The sequence below is a fragment of the Sinimarinibacterium arenosum genome (assembly GCF_005047655.1).
Lineage (GTDB): Bacteria > Pseudomonadota > Gammaproteobacteria > Nevskiales > Nevskiaceae > Solimonas.
In genome coordinates this window covers 102,705-119,514 of record NZ_SUKF01000004.1, presented here as the reverse complement: position 1 = coordinate 119,514, position 16,810 = coordinate 102,705, and the positions used below count along the sequence as shown (strand labels likewise).

The following is a 16,810-nucleotide window of genomic DNA, read 5'->3' as shown; positions in this document are numbered from 1 at the left end:
CGAATCCTTTCCTGAATTTGTTCGCACCCGCTCCCCATTCTCTATGAAACCAGTCGCCATTAGCGGCACAGGCCTGTATACGCCGCCCCTTTCGATTTCCAACGACGAGCTGGTTGAGTGCTACAACCGCTACGTCGAACGTTACAACTCAGAACATGCTGACGGCATCGCGGCCGGAAGCGTCGCTGCGCTGGCACCGTCCAGTTCCGAATTCATCGTCAAGGCGTCCGGCATTCGCTCACGCCATGTCGTCGACCGCGAGGGCGTGCTCGACGTCGACATCATGCGTCCGCGCATCCGCATGCGCGGTGACGAAGAGCCTTCGCTGATGTGTGAAATGGGGCTGGCCGCCGCGCATGAGGCACTGGAACGCGCAGGACGCACACCGGCCGATATCGACTGCGTGATTGTCGCCTGTTCCAACATGCAGCGGGGTTATCCCGCAATGGCGGTCGAGATTCAGCAGGCTCTGGGTTGCACCGGCTATGCCTACGACATGAACGTTGCCTGTGCGTCGGCAGCGTTCGGAATTCAGGCTGCCGCCGACACCGTGCGCAGCGGCAGCGCGCGTGCCGCGCTGGTGATCAGCCCGGAGATTTGCAGCGGCCACCTGAACTGGCGCAATCGCGATTGTCATTTCATCTTTGGCGACGCAGCCACGGCGGTACTGATCGAGCCGATGGAAACGGCCACCTCGGCGAATCGTTTCGAGATTCTGGGGACGCGCCTGCTGACCCAGTTCTCCAACAATATCCGCAACAACTTTGGCTTTCTCAACGAATGTGAAGTGCCGCAGCGCCGCTGGGACGACGTACTGTTCCATCAGGAAGGCCGCAAGGTGTTCAAGGAAGTGGTGCCGATGGTGTCCGAGCTGATGCTGGCGCACCTGGGCGATCTGGGTGTCGATCCGCAGGCGGTGCGCCGGTTCTGGCTGCATCAGGCCAATCTGGGAATGAACAATCTCATCGCCAAGCGGGTCCTGGGGCGCGAACCCGACGAAATCGAAGCGCCGGTGATCCTGGACGAGTATGCCAACACCAGCTCGGCAGGTTCGGTCATCGCGTTCCACAAATATCACGCTGATCTGACTGCGGGTGACATCGCCGTGCTGTGCGCTTTTGGCGCAGGCTATTCGGCGGGCTCCGTGGTCATGCGGCGCTACTGAGGCAGCGGCGGCCCCGTCATGGCAGCAGACTCCGGTAAATCAATGATCCGTCGCATGTTCGATTTCCTGTGGGGATTGATCGTTACGGTCTATCGCATAGTGGTCATCATTGCGATCCTCGCTGCAATGGCGCTGGTGTGGATGGCAATGCGCGGGGGTACCCCGGTCACGGTCGAGAACAACGTCGCTCTGGTGCTAGCACCAAGTGGAGCCTTGGTTGATCAGGTTGACGAAGACCCCAGCCGCCGGTTTCTTGAAAGCTTCGGCGGTGAACAGCCTTCGCAGTCCGGCTTGCGGGATCTGATTGACGCTCTGGATGCGGCCAAGGATGACGATCGGATCACCTTTGCTGTACTCAAACTGGATGGCATGTGGGGCGCCGGACTGGCGCAGCTGGATGAGCTGCGGACCGCGATGGCGGCATTTCAATCGGCAGGAAAGAAGATCGTTGCCTGGAGCCCGTGGTACGACCAGATGCAGTACTACGCGGCTGCCAAAGCCGACGAAATCGTGCTTGATCCCTATGGCAGCGTGTTTGTTGACGGCTTCAGCAGCTACAACAACTATTTTGCCGATGCGCTCGAAAAGATCGGTGTCAATGTCCACGTTTTTCGTGTGGGCGAATACAAGTCTGCGGTTGAGCCGTTCATTCGCAACGACATGTCCGCCGCAGCGCGGCAGGCCAATCTGGAATGGCTGGGGGACCTCTGGCACAGCTACGGGCAGGCGGTGTCCGAAGGGCGCGGTCTGGCGCCCAGCATTGCTGATGACTATGCCAATGGCATGGCCGACGGGCTCAGTGCCAACGGTGGCGATGCTGCGGCCTATGCACGTGATCAGGGTCTGGTGACACAGCTCGAAACGCTGACCGCATTCCGCAAGCGCATGAGCGATATCGTCGGCACCGATGAGGATCACGGCAGTTTCCGTCAGATTCACTATCTGGACTATCTCAGTGCTGTGGACCATGAGCAGCGCCGTGTGGCCGTTGCGTCGACGGCGAAAAAAGTGGCGCTGGTTGTCGTTCAGGGTGAAATCGTCGATGGCATCGGTGACATTGGCCAGGCTGGCGGGGATACGCTCTCTGATCTGCTGGATGATGTCCGGCGCGATGACGATGTCGCTGCGGTTGTGCTGCGGATCAATTCGCCCGGCGGCAGCGTATGGGCAGCCGAGCAGATACGGCGCGCGGTGCGCAACTTGCGGGATGCCGGAAAGCCGGTGGTCGCTTCAATGTCGACCATGGCTGCGAGCGGTGGCTACTGGGTGGCGATGGATACTGCCGAGATCTGGGCGCACGACACCACCATCACCGGTTCGATTGGCGTCTTTGGCATGATCCCGACGATCGATCAGACCCTGCAGAAGCTGGGCGTCTATACCGATGGTGTGGGTACCACGCCGCTGGCGGGTGCGTTCCGGATCGATCGACCGCTGACGCCGGCAGTCGAAACGATCATCCAGTCGGGCATCGAAAAGATCTACCGTGACTTCATAGAGGGCGTTGCCGCTGCACGCAAGTTGCCGGTCGGCGAAGTCGACCGTATTGCCCGTGGTCGGGTCTGGAGCGGTGCCGATGCGAAGGAGATCGGTTTGGTCGACAAGATTGGCGATCTCCAGCAGGCGGCGGATGCCGCAGCCCAGCTGGCGGGTTTGGACCCGGACGAGTACACGCTGGATGAACGCGTTCCGGATCGTGGCTTCGCCAATCAACTGCTGTCGCAGTTCTACGGCAAGATTCATATCGATCTGCTGCCTTCGGGTTTGTCGCGTTGGGCCGAGACGGTGACTGAGCGCAGCGATGTCGGCGCACTGCTGTCGTCATTCAATGATCCCTCTGGCTACTACGCGTACTGCTTCTGCAGCGTCTCCGATTCGCGCGGGCACTAGACGTACTGGCATTGGGTTGGAACCGATGCGCGCCAAGTCTGCGTTGACGGGCCGGTGGAGTGCGATTTCGCAACTCAATGGTGCTTGCACATTCACGGTGCCGGCATGAGCGCCTTCATTCAGGTTGATGACCTGCGGGTCCACTACCGGGATGAAGGCGCTGGGCCAGTGCTGGTGTTGCTGCATGGGCTTGGCGGCAGTATCAACGACTGGGAGTTCCAGATTCCGGTGTTTGCCGAGCACTATCGGGTGATTGCGCCCGACCTGCGCGGTTTTGGTGACACGACGCGCGGCCGGCGACGCAGCAGCGTGCCGCGCTTCGCGGCAGATATACATGGCTTTCTGCAGGCCCTCGGGATTGCCGAGTGCCTGTTGATCGGTCACTCGATGGGCGGCGCTGTCGCCTTGCAGTACACGCTGGAGCATCCGTCCAGCGTGCATCGTCTGGTGATCGCCAACAGCGTGCCGAGTTTTCAGCCGCGATCCTGGCAGCACTACGTGGAATTTTCCTACCGCCTGGCGGTGATGAGCTTGCTGGGGCCCGCAAGACTCTCTGCGATTTCGGCGCATCGCATGTTTCCGAATGATGCCGCTGAACGCGCAAAAGTCATCGAGCGCGGGAGTCGTAATTCCCGGCGCAGCTACCTGACCGCGCTGACTTCGCTGGCGCGCTGGTCGGTTATCGACAGGCTGGGAGAGTTGACGATGCCGGTGCTGGTGGTTGCTTCCGAGCACGACTATTTCGGACACGACGAAACGGTGATGTTCGCGCATGCCTTGCCGCGTGCGCGCCTGCATCATTTCGATGGCGCCCATCACGGTCTGCCATCGGAGTTTCCGGACGCATTCAATGCCGTGGTGATGCGGTTTCTGCAGGGCCCGGTTCCACGTTTGCGCAAGCGTTCATCCGGGGCGGCATGACGGTGGCTCCGATCGGCGTGATGGATTCCGGCGTGGGCGGCATTTCGGTGCTGCGAGAGCTGCAGCGCCTGTTGCCGAACGAGGATTTCATCTATTACGCCGATCACGCGCATTGTCCGTATGGCGGCAAGTCTCGGCAGGCCATCGTTGATCGCACGGTGGCCATCACCGAAGAGCTGCTGGCGCGTGGAGCCAAGCTGATCGTGGTGGCATGCAATACCGCCACGATTGCCGCCGTGGAATATCTGCGTGCGAGCTACCCGGTGCCGTTTGTTGGCATGGAGCCGGCGATCAAGCCGGCCGTGGCGCAGACCCGCACGGGCATTGTCGGTGTACTGGCGACTGGCGCGGCGTTGGCAGGCGAGAAATTTCATGCCCTGGTGGCTCAGCACGCGGGGGGGGTGCGCATCATCACGCAGCCATGTCCTGGGCTGGTCGAACAGGTCGAGCGTGGCGACTTGAATGGGCCTCAGACGCGTGCTTTGGTCGAACAGTACACGCGGCCGCTGCTGGCAGCCGGCGCCGATGTGATGGTTCTGGGGTGTACCCACTATCCGTTTCTGAAACCGCTGATTGCCGAGGTGGTCGGTCCCGAAGTCGTCCTGCTGGATACCGGTGCGGCGGTCGCACGTCAGGTCGAGCGGGTGCTGCAGCGTGAGAGCCTGCTTGCAGTGGATGGGCGTGGCGGGGTCGAGTGGCTGTGCAGCGGTGATCCGCAGGAATTCGCAGCCATTCGTGCTCGCCTGACCGAATTTTCCGCCTGATGCGCCAGCCGCCGCTGCGGCACGCGCCTCAGGCGAAGCGCATCGACAGGTCGACCGCGCTCAGGTGCTTGGTGATTGCGCCGATCGAGACGCGATCGACGCCGGTTTCGGCGATCGAGCGCACGTTGTCGAGCGTAGTGTTGCCTGAGTACTCGATGACGGTGCGGCCGCCGCTGGCTCGATGGCTGCGGGTCAGCGTAACGGCTTCGCGCAACTGATCGAGCGGGAAGTCGTCGACCAGCAGAAGGTCGACGTCAGCGCCCAGTGCGGCGCGTGCTTCGTCCAGCGTTTCCGCTTCGGTCATCAGTGGCACGCCGGCGTCGAGGGCACGGGCGGCGGCAATCGCCGCGGCGATGCCGCCGGCTGCGGCAATGTGATTTTCTTTGATCAGGATGCCGTCGTAGAGCCCGATCCGGTGATTGACCCCGCCGCCGCAGCGCACAGCATATTTCTGGGCATTGCGCAGGCCGGGCAGGGTTTTTCGCGTATCGACGATCGAGCAGCCGGTGCCGGCCACTGCGTCAACGTAACGCGCCACTGCGGTGGCGGTGCCGGACAGGGTCTGAAGAAAGTTCAGCGCCGTGCGTTCAGCGGTCAGCAGCGCGCGCGCGGGACCGTGGACGCGAAACAGCAGCTGGTCGGAGTGGACGCGGTCGCCGTCACTGACCGACCAGTCGACGGCGACGGCGGGATCGACCTGCTGAAAGACCGCATCCACCCAGGCGCGGCCACAGACGATGGCGTCTTCCCGCGCGATGACTCGCGCGGTGCCCAGCTGGTTCGCCGGCACCAGTCGCGCAGTGACGTCGCCGCTGCCGATGTCCTCGGCCAGCGCATGGTCGACACTGGTCTGCAGATCGTTAACGTAGTCCGGCAGCATCGGTGCAGCGGGGGTCGTGATCATTTGAGCAGGAATTCGACCAGCGCCATCTGCGCCCACAGGCGATTTTCGGCTTCGTCGTAGATCACCGATTGCGGACCGTCGATGACGTCGGTGCTGACTTCCTCGCCGCGATGCGCGGGAAGGCAATGCATGAAGATGGCGTCCGGTTTGGCGCGCGCCATCATGGCCGCATCGACCTGGAAGCCGGCAAAGTCGGCCAGACGCTTCTTGGTTTCCGCTTCCTGGCCCATGCTGGTCCAGGTGTCCGTCACAATCAGATCGGCGCCGGTTGCTGCGACGTCCGGCGTGCACAGCTCGATGTGCGTGCCGGCGGCAGCGACGAGTTCAGGATCGGGCTCATAGCCTTTGGGCGTCGCGATACGCAGTGTGAAACCGAACATCGCCGCGGCTTCGATCCAGGAATGGCAGACGTTGTTGCCGTCACCGATCCACGCGGCGATCTTGCCGGCGGGATCGCCGCGATGCTCGAACCAGCACTGCAGATCGGCCAGCATCTGGCACGGGTGGTGCAGATCCGACAGTCCGTTGATGACGGGCACGCGGGAGTTCGCCGCCAGTTCCTGCTGGTCCGCCTGCGAGTCGTTGCGAATCATGATGATGTCGCACATGCGTGACAGCACCTGTGCGGTATCGCTGATCGGCTCGTCACGGCCGAGCTGGGTTGCGCCCGAATGCAGGAACAGTGCGTGTCCGCCGTAGCGCGCCATGCCGGCTTCGAAGCTGACACGCGTGCGCGTCGAGTTCTTGGTGAAGATCATGGCCAGGGTCTTGCCGACGAATGGCCGGTACGCCGGATCGGGTTGGGTCTTCAGCGCGATGGCGCGCTCAATGACCTGTCGCGTTTCGACGGGGCTCAGATCGGTCAGGCGCAGAAAATGCCGGGCCATGGTGTTCTCCAGAAAAAGAAAAAGGCCGCGCCGGGCGCGGCCTCGACAGCATTCAAACGCAGGATCAGCCGAGGTTGGCCTCGACGAAGGCCCAGTTTGCCAGTGCCCAGAAGTGCTCCAGATACGACGGCCGCGCATTGCGGTAGTCGACGTAGTAGGCGTGTTCCCAGACGTCGCAGGTCAGCAGCGGCGTCTTGCCGTCAGTCATCGGGTTGCCTGCGTTCGAGGTGTTGACGATCGCCAGCGAGCCATCTGCATTCTTGACCAACCAGGTCCAACCGGAGCCGAAGTTGCCCAGCGCCGATTCGGTGAACTGCGCCTTGAACTGATCAACGCCGCCGAACGCCTTGGTCAGTGCGTCCGTCAGCTTCTGTGAGGGCGCGGTCTGATTCGGCGTCAGACAATTCCAGAAGAACGTGTGGTTCCACACCTGCGCGGCGTTGTTGAAGATCTTGCCGGTGGATTTCTTGACCATGTCTTCGAGGGACATGTTTTCAAACTCGGTGCCGGCAATCAGCTTGTTGCCGTTGTCGACATAAGCCTTGTGATGCTTGCCGTAGTGGTAGTCGAGCGTTTCCGCAGACATGTGCGGCGCAAGCGCGTCGCGGGCATAAGGGAGTTCGGGGAGAGTCAGAGCCATGATGGTGGTTCCTTAAAATCTTAGCGTTGGCATGCGCCGTGCTGGACGCAAATAGGGCGAACAAAATAGGCGGTCGAGGAGTCAAATTCAATAGCACACCTACACCGACGGATTGCGACGCGTATAATCCGCCGCCGTTCCCCATCCGGACAGGAGATGTCGATGGATGCCCTTGAGCGAATCAAGAAGCAAGTGACTGAAAACCCTATCATTTTATACATGAAGGGCACCCCTGATTTTCCCCAATGCGGGTTTTCTGCGCGGACTGTGCAGGCGCTGCGCGCGTGTGAAGTTCCGTTTGCCTCGGTCAATATCTACGAGGACGAAGAGATTTATCGCGCACTGCCGAAGTTCGCCAACTGGCCGACCTTTCCGCAGCTGTACGTGAAGGGCGAGTTGATTGGCGGCTGTGACATCACGCTGGATCTGCACCAGTCGGGTGAATTGCAGAAGATGCTGAAGGAGGCCGTCGCCGAGCCGAAGGCCGCCTGAACGGTGGGTGCAAGCGCCGCATCAAAAACGCCCGCAAGTCGCGGGCGTTTTTTTATGCGGGGTCTGAATTCAGTGGCCATGGTGCAGTAGGTCTGCGGCAATTTCCTTGCGTAGCGCGCTGCCCGCCAGTGACTCCACCAGCTGCAGCGCAAATGTCATCGCGGTCGCCGGTCCCTGGCTGGTAATGCAGTGGCCGTCCACGACGACCGGCAGGTCGACGAAATGCAGCAGCGCATCGCGAAACGCCGGGTAGCAGGTGGCCTGCTTGCCATCGAGCAGGCCGGCTGGCGCCAGCGCCAGTGCCGGCGCGGCGCAGATCGCGGCAGTCCAGCGGTGTGCATGGCGCTGGTCGTTCAGCATCTGGATCAGAGCAGCGTGCGCGCCCAGGGTGCGGGCCCCGGTTTCGCCACCAGGCAGAACGATCAGATCAAAGGTTTGCGCTGCAACATCCGCAAACAGCGCGTCTGCGGTCAAAGTGATTTCGCGTGTGGCCTTGACGGCCAACTGACCCGTGATGCTGGCGACCGTGACCTCGAATCCGGCACGGCGCAGGACGTTGACGACAGTGACAGTTTCGAGTGATTCCGACCCTTCTGCGACGGCTACCATTGCTTTCATGCGGCTGTTCTCCTTGAACTTTGGTCGCACGGTACTCCACCGTGATGGCGGTCGTCACTGCGCGGACGCAAACGAGCGTAAAATCGACCAGCATTCACACGCCTGAACCTTCCGGAGATTGCTCATATGTCCGCGTATCGCCATATCAAAATTCCCACCACCGGCGAAAAAATCACCGTCGAGAACGGCAAGCTGAAGGTGCCAGACCAGGCGATCGTGGGTTATGTCGAAGGCGATGGCATCGGGCCGGACATCACCAAAGCCTGCCTGCGCATCTGGGACGCTGCGGTCGAGAAGGCCTACGGCGGCACGCGCAAGATTCACTGGTGCGAAACCTACCTCGGCGAAAAGGCCGCAGGCCTCTACGACGGCAATTACTGCCCGGACGAAACCCTGAAAGTCCTGCAGGATCTGGTGGTTTCAATCAAGGGCCCGTTGACCACCCCGGTCGGTGGCGGCTTCCGCAGCCTCAACGTTGCGCTGCGCCAGGATCTCGATCTGTACGCCTGCGTGCGCCCGGTGCGTCACTATGCCGGTGTGCCAAGCCCGCTGAAGAATCCGGGCAAGGTCGATGTCGTGTTGTTCCGCGAGAACACCGAGGACGTCTACGCCGGTATCGAATACAAGACCGGCACGCCGGAGAACGAGAAGATCGCGAAGTTCTTGCGCGAGGAGATGAAGGCCAAGTTCTTCGAAGGTGCGGGCATCGGTATCAAGCCGATCTCGGAATTCGGTTCCAAGCGTCTGGTGCGCAAGGCGATCCAGTACGCGATCGACAACGGTCGCGAATCGGTGACCCTGGTGCACAAGGGCAACATCCAGAAATTCACCGAAGGTGCGTTCCGCAACTGGGGCTACGAAGTCGCACGCGAGGAATTCGGCAGCGTCACCATCACCGAAGAGCAGCTCTACGCCGAGTACAAGGGCAAGCAGCCCGAAGGCAAGATTGTCATCAAGGACCGCATTGCCGACATCATGTTCCAGATGATGTTGCTGCGTCCGGACGAGTTCGACGTGCTCGCCACGACCAATCTAAACGGGGATTACCTGTCCGACGCGATCGCGGCGGAAGTCGGCGGCATGGGGATCGCGCCGGGCGCAAATATTGCCGATCACGTCGCGGTGTTCGAAGCGACTCACGGCACCGCGCCGAAATACGCCAACCTCAACAAGGTCAACCCAGGTTCGCTGCTGTTCTCCGGTGTGATGATGCTGGAGTACATGGGTTGGAACGAGGCTGCAGATCTGATCACGCTGGTGTATCCGGAGGTGATCGCCGACGGCATCGTGACCTACGACTTTGCGCGTCAGATCGATGGCGCCAAGGAAGTCGGCACCAGCCAGTTTGCCGATGCACTGATCGAGCGCATCAACGGCGGCGTCGATCTGGAGGCCAAGCGCAAGGCATTGCAGGCGCAGCTGATCAAGGAGCGCAAGCAGCGCGAGATCCGTCGCCTGTTGCAGCCGATGGAAGAGATGATCGATTCCGGTCGCGTCCCGCAGACCGTGGCCGATCTGATGACGCGTTCCCTGATTACCGTCACCGATAGCGAAACGGTCGAAAGCGCAATGCATGTGATGACGGACAACGACGTCAGCTCAGTGGTTGTTGAGCCGAATGCCGATGGCGTCTGGGGCATCGTCACGCGCCGCGACATCGTCGCCAAGATCGTTCATGCCGGCAAGAATCCGGCGACCACGCGGGTTCAGGATGTCTGTACCCGCCCAGTGGCGTCAGTGCCGGCCGAGTTGAGCATCCGCGAGGCGGCTGCACGCATCTCGGATTCGGACTACAGCCGCATGACGGTCGAGCAGAGCGGCAAGATCATCGGCATCGTCACCGAGACCGATATCTTCAATGCCGTCGACAAGTTCGGCTGGGCTCAGGAATAGTTACGACAATTCTGGTCAGGTTGGACTGAACGAGGCGGCTACGGCCGCCTCGTGCTTATGGGGCATCAATCATCATGGCAATCGGACTGTTCGTGATTGGCGACGAGATCCTGTCGGGCAAACGTCAGGACAAGCATCTGTCGCGAGTGATCGAGCTGTTGGCCGCACGCGGCATGGCTCTGGCTTGGGCGCGATTTCTGGGTGACGATGAGCAGGCGATCGCCGATGCGCTGTGTGCCGCGGTCCGCGACGGCGACGTTGTCCTGTCCTGCGGGGGTATCGGCGCGACGCCGGATGATCGCACCCGGCAGGCTGCGGCACTGGCATTTGAGCGCCCACTCGAGCGGCATGCCGAGGCGGAGGCGCTGATTCTTGCGCAATACGGAGAGGTTGCACGCCCGAACCGGGTGTTGATGGCGGATTTTCCGAGTGGAGCCGGTTTGATCCCCAATCCGGTCAATCGGGTTGCCGGTTTTTTTGTGGGTGACTGCAATTTTGTTCCGGGCTTTCCGGAGATGGCGTGGCCAATGCTCGAATGGGTGCTGGATCAGCGTTATGCGAAGCTGCACCTGCAGCAGCCTCCGGTGGAGTATCGATTGCGTGTGGTTGGCACCAGCGGTGAGGGAGATCTGTTGCCGCTGATGGAGGAGACCCTGCAGCGATTTCCCGGCATCAAGCTGTCGAGTCTGCCCAGCCGCGGCGATGCTGAGCGAGCGCGTCATATCGAATTCGGCTTTCGCGGCTCGGTCGCCGATGCGGCGGCGGCGTACCGCCATTTCGAGCTCGGCTTGCGCGCATGGGCCGACATTGCTGTCGAGGCTCTGGCGCCGCCGCCTGCGGGCACCTGAGGCAGGCTTCAGGGGGAGCCGATCAGCCTGTGCGCGCAACGCGTGGTTTGGATAGCGTACTGACCAGAACGCAGGTTGCCATCACCAGCAACGCCCCGATCATTGACCATCGATCGGGCCGTTCCTGCCAGACCGCCCAGGCAAGCAAGCCGGAAAAAATCACGGCGAAATAGGTGAACGGGCCGATCAATGCGGCTGGAGCGCAGGCATAGGCGCGGGTCAGCTGCATCTGTCCGGCGGTGGCTAGCAGGCCAGCACCGAGCAGCCACAGCATCAGTTTTGGGGAGGGTGTTTCCCAGGCCCACAGCAGCGGAATCGCCGCGATGGTCGTGCCCAGCAGCGCAAAGTAGAAGACGATGCGTGCAGGCGGTTCAGTGTCCGAAATCCGCCGGATGCTGACCATCGCACAGGCCGCCATGACACCGGATGCAGCGCCGACGGCACCTGCGACTGGATCGATGTCGGCGAATCCCGGTTTGACGATCAGCGCTACCCCGATCAGTCCGAGTACGACGGACGGATAGACTACCGGTGCCGGTCGTTCGCCGATCCAGGCCCAGCCGATGAAGGGAATCCATAGCGGCGTGGAATAGGTCAACAGCATGGCTTCCGCCAGCGGTAATTTGGCGATGGCATAGAAGAAGGCATACATCGCCAGGATGCCGAAGCCGGCTCGCCACAAGTGACCCGAAAGGCGGGTAGTGCGTATGCCCAGGCCGCCGCGCCGGGTCAGCCACGGCAGCAGGATCAGCAGCGATACTGCGCAGCGCACGAACACGATGACCGCATTGTTGGTCTCGGCCGCGGCGACCTTGATGCAGACCCCCATCAGCGAAAATGCCAAGGCGGCGGCAATCGCGTGCAGGGCGCCGAGGCGCAGGTCGTTGCGCATGGGATCAGGAGGCGGGCGGGCGGAGTAATCGAAGGGGCAAACGGAGAACACCAATCACCCCCGTCGCGGTACAGTGTAGCGGTTGCCGTCGCCCGGAAGCGTCCAAAGCGCCACCATGCCAGAATCGTCCCCTCGCTCAGAAGTGTCTCCAAGCTCGACGCCGCAGGCAGCTGGGCCGCATGCGCCCGTGATTTTGCTGGTCGAAGACAATCCGGCTGATTTGCGCTTGACTCAGGAAGTGCTGCGGATGGCGGCGTTTCCACATCAGCTGATGGTTGCGCGGGATGGAGAACAAGCGCTGCATATGCTGCATCGTCGCTCCGGCTACGAAGAAGGCCTGCTTCCCGACCTGATTCTGCTCGATCTCAATCTGCCGCGGCTGGACGGACGAGAGGTGCTGCGCGAGATCAAGAACGACTCGCAGCTGCGCCGCATTCCGGTCATGGTTCTGAGTACTTCCAAGGCCGAACGTGACGTGCAGGCCTGTTACGACGCTCATGCCAATTGCTATGTCGCCAAGCCGGTCGATCTGATGGAGTTCACTCGCCTGATCGAACTGGTTCGCGACTTCTGGTTTGGCGTTGTGCGTCTGTCGACCCGGCCGTCTGATTAGTGTCCGGTGACTCTGATGAACAGTAGAAGCGCGTTGAGTTGTCGGATGGGCGTCGCCCGATCGCAACGCTTGGGCATCGCGCAGCGCCCATATCACCGCAGTGATCGACAGGGGCTAACGGCCGTGCATGCCATTGAGCAGCTGGCCCGAGCGTTATGAGCCTGGGCCTCGGAATTGAGTTTTTTGCTGCGCTGACGTCCGCAGCGGCGTTGGCAGCAACAGGGTGGCTTGCGCGCGCGCTGCTGCGTGGCCAGCTGCCCAGGAATGCGCGCAGCTGCACCGTGCTCGCGGTGCTGGCTGCATTTGCGCTCGAACGTGCCGCGATGGCTATGCAGTCGACAGCTCTGGCGGTGGTGGCAGCCGTTCTTTTGATGCTGGTGGCGCTGATCGGTCTGTGGGTGTGGAGGCCGATGCGCAACCCCGGATCCGATTCGGCCGGCGCCCTGGCGCGGGCGAATGAACGGCTGCAGCAGGAGGTGAACCTGCGCGAAGCCGCTGAGCGGAACCTGCGACAGACTTTGTCCGATTTGCGCAGAGCGGCTGTTGAGCAGGAGCAGTTCGCATACGTCGCCTCGCATGATCTGCAGGCGCCGTTGCGTAATGTCGCGGGATTCGCACAGTTGCTGGAACAGCGCGCCGGGGCTGGGCTGGACGCGGATTCCCGTGAGTTTCTGGGCTACATCAGTCAGGGCGTCAAGCAGATGCAGCAGCTGATCAACGATCTGCTGAAGCTTTCGCGTGTTGGACGCTCGGGCGGGGTCATGCAACCGCGACCGTTGGCGGATACGTTGGCACAGGCCTGCGAGCCTCTGCAGCCGGAAATCGCCAAGGCCCAGGCTCAGATCGTCAGCGCCGACCTGCCGGTGGTGATTGCCGATCATCAGCTGCTTGCGCAGTTGCTGCAGAATCTGATCGGCAACGCCATCAAGTTTCGTCGTCCCGATTTGCCGCCTTTGATCGACGTTCGCTGCACGCGCGAGCGTGACGACTGGCATCTGGTGATTCAGGACAACGGGATTGGCATCGCTCCGGATCAGCTGGAGCAGATCTTCGGAGTATTCAAGCGACTGAATCCACAGGATCTCTACGAGGGTACCGGGATCGGCCTGACGATCTGCCGCAAGATCGCGGCCTATCATGGTGGCCAGATTTGGGCAGAGTCGGCCGGTTACGGCACTGCGTTTCATCTGAAATGGCCGATCAATCCGCCTGCGATCGCTGGACCTGCGCGCGCGGCCGCTTGAAAATACGTCGCCTGTCCCCAACAAGCGGGGAAGGTGTTGAGTTTGTAAGGAAATCCAGTAATGCCAATCTACGAATACGTTTGCTCGGCATGCGGTGCCGAATCCGAGGTCATGCACAAGATTTCCGATCCGCCCGCACGCAAGTGCCCGGTGTGCGGAAAGCTGAAATTGACCAAGCTGGTGTCCGCAGCGGGCTTTCGGCTTGGCGGTGGCGGCTGGTACGAAACCGACTTCAAATCTGACGGCAAGAAGAATCTGGCCGGGGGCGCGTCGGAGTCCAAGGCAGAGACCACGTGTAGTCCTGGTGGCTGTGACAAACCCGCGTGTGCGGGCAAGTCAGACGCTGCGGCCTGAGACTTTGCTTCCGATCAACAGCGTCTGATTCCAGTGGCCGGATCAGCGCGGAGAACTTATTTTTGAGCACCCTTTTGCGGCGCTGGCTGATCGCAGGCATGTTGGTGTGGTTGCCGTTGGGCGCCACGCTGCTGGTCATCCGCTTCGTCATCAATCTGCTTGATATCAGCCTGTTGCTGATTCCCGAAAGTTATCGCCCTGAAATTCCGGGTCTGGGCGTGCTGCTGTCTGTGTTATTGGTGCTCGGGACCGGGGCAATCGCCGCCAACTACATTGGCAGCAAGCTGGTGGTCTGGACCGAGGCGATGCTGTCGCGGATTCCGCTGGTGCGCACGGTCTATGGCGGCATCAAGAAGCTGGCCGAGACGATTTTTTCTGAAAAGTCCGTCTCGTTCCGCCAGCCGATTCTGATCGAGTACCCGCGCAAGGGGCTCTGGTCGGTTGCGTTTGTTACCGGCGATCCGATTGGAGAGGTGCAGGACAAGACGGCAGAACACGTGCTGACCTGTTTTGTGCCGACGACGCCCAATCCGACGTCGGGTTTCATTGTGCTGGTGCCGGATCGCGACATCATCCGCCTCGACATGTCGGTCGAGGCTGCAATGCGTCTGGTCATCTCCCTGGGTGTGGTCACGCCGGAAGATGTTGCGCGGCGCGGTGTGCGAGTGGTTCCTGGCGCCGATCCTGCCTCCGAGATTTAAGCCGTTTTCATGGCCGCGCGATCGCGGCGCGGGTACACTACGCGGCTTTCGGTACTCCACTGCGGGTTCTGGCGCCGTCTTCCGGCGGCACCGCTGCGGCCGTGTCAACCGGACTTTCAACAGACGCCGCCGAGCGTCATGCGGGCAGAATATTCAGATGCGTAGTCATTATTGTGGGCTGGTCACCGAGCAACTGACGGGACAGACGGTGACGGTGTGTGGCTGGGTTCATCGGCGCCGTGATCATGGCGGAGTGATTTTCATCGATCTGCGTGATCGTGAGGGTCTGCTGCAGTGCGTGTTCGATCCGGATACGCAAGAGGCCTTTGCGGCTGCGGATCGTCTGCGCTCCGAGTATGTCGTGCAGATCACCGGACGGGTGCGCCCGCGTCCGGCCGGGACTGAGAATGCCAATATGACGACCGGCAAGATCGAGGTGCTGGGTCAGACGGTGACTCTGCTGAACCGGGCCGAGACGCCGCCGTTTCATCCGGATGACGAAACCGTCGGCGATGACACCCGCCTGAAGTATCGTTACATCGATCTGCGTCGTCCCGAGATGCAGAACAACCTGCGCCTGCGTCATCAGGTGATCAAGCGCATCCGCGATTTCATGGATGCCAACGGCTTCATCGATGTCGAGACGCCGATCCTGACCAAGGCAACGCCGGAAGGCGCGCGCGACTATCTGGTGCCGTCGCGTACCCATGCCGGGCAGTTCTTCGCATTGCCGCAATCGCCGCAGCTGTTCAAGCAGTTGCTGATGATGTCGGGCCTGGACCGCTACTACCAGATCGCCCGCTGTTTCCGCGACGAGGACCTGCGCGCCGACCGTCAGCCGGAGTTCACCCAGCTCGACGTCGAGACCTCGTTCATGGGGCAGGACGAGATCATGGCGCTGATGGAACAGCTGGTGAAGGACCTGTTCCAGGGTGTGATGGGCGTGGATCTCGGCGAATTGCCGCAGATGCCTTACGCCGAAGCCATGCAGCGCTTCGGATCTGACAAACCGGATCTGCGCAATCCGCTGGAGCTGGTTGACGTCAAGGATCTGGTGGCCGACGTCGACTTCAAGGTGTTCTCGGCCCCCGCCAACAACCCCAAATGCCGCGTCACCGCACTGCGAGTCCCTGGCGGTGCCAAGCTGTCGCGCGGCGAGATCGACAAGTACACGGATTTCGTCAAGGTCTATGGCGCACGCGGCCTTGCGTACATCGTGATCGAGGACAAGGACAAAGGCCGTGACGGCCTGAAATCACCGATCGTCAAGAACCTGCACGATGCGGCGCTGAACGGCATTCTCGAGCGCACCGGGGCCCAAACCGGTGACGTCATTTTCTTCGGCGCCGATACCTGGCGCGTGGTGAGCGATGCGCTGGGTGCGCTGCGTCTGCGCGTTGGCAACGACCTCGGACTGACTGCGAGCGGTTGGCGTGCGTTGTGGGTGGTTGATTGGCCGATGTTCGAGTGGGATGAGACTGACGAAGGCGGGCGCTGGGTCTCGCTGCACCATCCGTTTACCGCGCCCAAGCCCTTCGACGCTACCGCGCTGCGAGCAGACCCTGGCGCGACGCTGTCCCAGGGCTACGACATCGTGCTGAACGGCGTCGAAGTCGGTGGAGGATCGGTGCGCATTCATGCACCGGAAGTACAGCAGGCGGTGTTTGACCTGCTGGGCATTGGCGCCGAGGAGCAGCAGGAGAAGTTCGGCTTCCTGCTGGAGGCACTGTCTTACGGGGCGCCGCCGCACGCCGGCATTGCGCTGGGTCTGGACCGTCTGGTCATGCTGATGGCTGGCCGCACCAGCATCCGCGACGTCATCGCATTCCCGAAGACCCAGACCGCGCATTGCCCATTGACCAACGCCCCGAGCACGGTCGATGCACGCGCACTCAGGGAACTGCAGATCCGATCCACGGTCCAGCCTAAGGCCACACAGCAACAGTCACCGGCGGCGGATGCCCCGGGCGCTGCCTGAAATTCA

17 protein-coding genes are annotated in these 16,810 nt (G+C 61.7%); 12 read left to right on the top strand and 5 right to left on the bottom strand.

Annotation, left to right across the window (positions count from 1 at the left end; genetic code table 11):
• Positions 1-43: 43 nt before the first annotated feature.
• From E4T66_RS09570 to murI, 4 genes are all read left to right on the top strand, one after another.
• The gene (locus E4T66_RS09570; protein ID WP_136848810.1) at positions 44-1,165 is read left to right on the top strand and encodes a beta-ketoacyl-ACP synthase III; all 1,122 of its coding nucleotides are present in this window, start codon (positions 44-46) and stop codon (positions 1,163-1,165) included.
• A gap of 54 nt (positions 1,166-1,219) precedes the next feature.
• Entirely contained in the window at positions 1,220-3,055 is a 1,836-nt protein-coding gene (sppA, locus tag E4T66_RS09565; protein ID WP_248679595.1) for a signal peptide peptidase SppA, read from the top strand.
• A gap of 105 nt (positions 3,056-3,160) precedes the next feature.
• The gene (locus E4T66_RS09560; protein WP_136848808.1) at positions 3,161-3,976 is read left to right on the top strand and encodes an alpha/beta fold hydrolase; all 816 of its coding nucleotides are present in this window, start codon (positions 3,161-3,163) and stop codon (positions 3,974-3,976) included.
• Positions 3,973-4,740, top strand: coding sequence for a glutamate racemase (murI, locus tag E4T66_RS09555; protein WP_136848807.1), 768 nt, complete (start codon positions 3,973-3,975; stop codon positions 4,738-4,740). The genes E4T66_RS09560 and murI overlap by 4 nt, the downstream gene beginning before the upstream one ends.
• 28 nt (positions 4,741-4,768) lie before the next feature.
• Here the strand turns inward: murI and nadC are convergent, their stop codons facing one another.
• From nadC to E4T66_RS09540, 3 genes are all read right to left on the bottom strand, one after another.
• Positions 4,769-5,644: a carboxylating nicotinate-nucleotide diphosphorylase gene (nadC, locus tag E4T66_RS09550; RefSeq protein WP_248679593.1), complete on the bottom strand. Its 876-nt coding sequence runs from the start codon at positions 5,642-5,644 to the stop codon at positions 4,769-4,771.
• Positions 5,641-6,531, bottom strand: a complete 891-nt coding sequence (gene argF, locus E4T66_RS09545; RefSeq protein ID WP_136848806.1) for an ornithine carbamoyltransferase — start codon at positions 6,529-6,531, stop codon at positions 5,641-5,643. The genes nadC and argF overlap by 4 nt, the downstream gene beginning before the upstream one ends.
• Positions 6,532-6,595: 64 nt before the next feature.
• On the bottom strand, positions 6,596-7,171 hold the full coding sequence (locus E4T66_RS09540; RefSeq protein ID WP_136848805.1) for a superoxide dismutase: 576 nt from the start codon (positions 7,169-7,171) through the stop codon (positions 6,596-6,598).
• 162 nt (positions 7,172-7,333) lie between these two features.
• Here E4T66_RS09540 and grxD point away from each other — a divergent pair, with 162 nt between their 5' ends.
• A complete protein-coding gene (grxD, locus tag E4T66_RS09535) occupies positions 7,334-7,663 on the top strand; it encodes a Grx4 family monothiol glutaredoxin (RefSeq protein WP_136848804.1) in 330 nt (109 codons plus the stop codon).
• 69 nt (positions 7,664-7,732) lie between these two features.
• Here grxD and E4T66_RS09530 read toward each other — a convergent pair whose 3' ends face one another.
• Positions 7,733-8,281, bottom strand: coding sequence for a DJ-1 family glyoxalase III (locus E4T66_RS09530; protein WP_136848803.1), 549 nt, complete (start codon positions 8,279-8,281; stop codon positions 7,733-7,735).
• 126 nt (positions 8,282-8,407) lie between these two features.
• On the opposite strand from E4T66_RS09530, the gene icd reads away from it, so the two are divergent.
• Both icd and E4T66_RS09520 read left to right on the top strand, forming a co-directional pair.
• Positions 8,408-10,174 (top strand): isocitrate dehydrogenase (NADP(+)), encoded by a 1,767-nt coding sequence (icd, locus tag E4T66_RS09525; protein WP_136848802.1) that lies wholly within the window; start codon positions 8,408-8,410, stop codon positions 10,172-10,174.
• 74 nt (positions 10,175-10,248) lie between these two features.
• Complete coding sequence (locus tag E4T66_RS09520; RefSeq protein ID WP_136848801.1) at positions 10,249-11,022, top strand: competence/damage-inducible protein A; 774 nt, start codon at positions 10,249-10,251, stop codon at positions 11,020-11,022.
• A gap of 22 nt (positions 11,023-11,044) precedes the next feature.
• Here the strand turns inward: E4T66_RS09520 and E4T66_RS09515 are convergent, their stop codons facing one another.
• A complete protein-coding gene (locus E4T66_RS09515) occupies positions 11,045-11,914 on the bottom strand; it encodes a DMT family transporter (RefSeq protein ID WP_136848800.1) in 870 nt (289 codons plus the stop codon).
• A gap of 187 nt (positions 11,915-12,101) precedes the next feature.
• Between E4T66_RS09515 and E4T66_RS09510 the strand changes: the two genes are divergently transcribed.
• From E4T66_RS09510 to aspS, 5 genes are all read left to right on the top strand, one after another.
• Positions 12,102-12,527, top strand: a complete 426-nt coding sequence (locus E4T66_RS09510; RefSeq protein WP_248679591.1) for a response regulator — start codon at positions 12,102-12,104, stop codon at positions 12,525-12,527.
• Positions 12,528-12,682: 155 nt separating this feature from the next.
• Positions 12,683-13,771, top strand: a complete 1,089-nt coding sequence (locus E4T66_RS09505; protein WP_136848798.1) for a sensor histidine kinase — start codon at positions 12,683-12,685, stop codon at positions 13,769-13,771.
• Between the two features lie 60 nt (positions 13,772-13,831).
• Positions 13,832-14,125, top strand: a complete 294-nt coding sequence (locus E4T66_RS09500) for an FmdB family zinc ribbon protein (protein WP_136848797.1) — start codon at positions 13,832-13,834, stop codon at positions 14,123-14,125.
• 62 nt (positions 14,126-14,187) lie between these two features.
• On the top strand, positions 14,188-14,826 hold the full coding sequence (locus E4T66_RS09495; protein ID WP_136848796.1) for a DUF502 domain-containing protein: 639 nt from the start codon (positions 14,188-14,190) through the stop codon (positions 14,824-14,826).
• Positions 14,827-14,983: 157 nt separating this feature from the next.
• The gene (gene aspS / locus E4T66_RS09490) at positions 14,984-16,804 is read left to right on the top strand and encodes an aspartate--tRNA ligase (protein ID WP_136848795.1); all 1,821 of its coding nucleotides are present in this window, start codon (positions 14,984-14,986) and stop codon (positions 16,802-16,804) included.
• Positions 16,805-16,810 lie beyond the last annotated feature (6 nt).

Coding starts and splice junctions, on each gene's coding strand:
- E4T66_RS09570 (WP_136848810.1), top strand. CDS start 44: ATGAAACCAGTCGCCATTAGCGGCACAGGCCTGTATACGCCGCCCCTT.
- sppA (WP_248679595.1), top strand. CDS start 1,220: ATGTTCGATTTCCTGTGGGGATTGATCGTTACGGTCTATCGCATAGTG.
- E4T66_RS09560 (WP_136848808.1), top strand. CDS start 3,161: ATGAGCGCCTTCATTCAGGTTGATGACCTGCGGGTCCACTACCGGGAT.
- murI (WP_136848807.1), top strand. CDS start 3,973: ATGACGGTGGCTCCGATCGGCGTGATGGATTCCGGCGTGGGCGGCATT.
- nadC (WP_248679593.1), bottom strand. CDS start 5,644: ATGATCACGACCCCCGCTGCACCGATGCTGCCGGACTACGTTAACGAT.
- argF (WP_136848806.1), bottom strand. CDS start 6,531: ATGGCCCGGCATTTTCTGCGCCTGACCGATCTGAGCCCCGTCGAAACG.
- E4T66_RS09540 (WP_136848805.1), bottom strand. CDS start 7,171: ATGGCTCTGACTCTCCCCGAACTCCCTTATGCCCGCGACGCGCTTGCG.
- grxD (WP_136848804.1), top strand. CDS start 7,334: ATGGATGCCCTTGAGCGAATCAAGAAGCAAGTGACTGAAAACCCTATC.
- E4T66_RS09530 (WP_136848803.1), bottom strand. CDS start 8,281: ATGAAAGCAATGGTAGCCGTCGCAGAAGGGTCGGAATCACTCGAAACT.
- icd (WP_136848802.1), top strand. CDS start 8,408: ATGTCCGCGTATCGCCATATCAAAATTCCCACCACCGGCGAAAAAATC.
- E4T66_RS09520 (WP_136848801.1), top strand. CDS start 10,249: ATGGCAATCGGACTGTTCGTGATTGGCGACGAGATCCTGTCGGGCAAA.
- E4T66_RS09515 (WP_136848800.1), bottom strand. CDS start 11,914: ATGCGCAACGACCTGCGCCTCGGCGCCCTGCACGCGATTGCCGCCGCC.
- E4T66_RS09505 (WP_136848798.1), top strand. CDS start 12,683: ATGAGCCTGGGCCTCGGAATTGAGTTTTTTGCTGCGCTGACGTCCGCA.
- E4T66_RS09500 (WP_136848797.1), top strand. CDS start 13,832: ATGCCAATCTACGAATACGTTTGCTCGGCATGCGGTGCCGAATCCGAG.
- aspS (WP_136848795.1), top strand. CDS start 14,984: ATGCGTAGTCATTATTGTGGGCTGGTCACCGAGCAACTGACGGGACAG.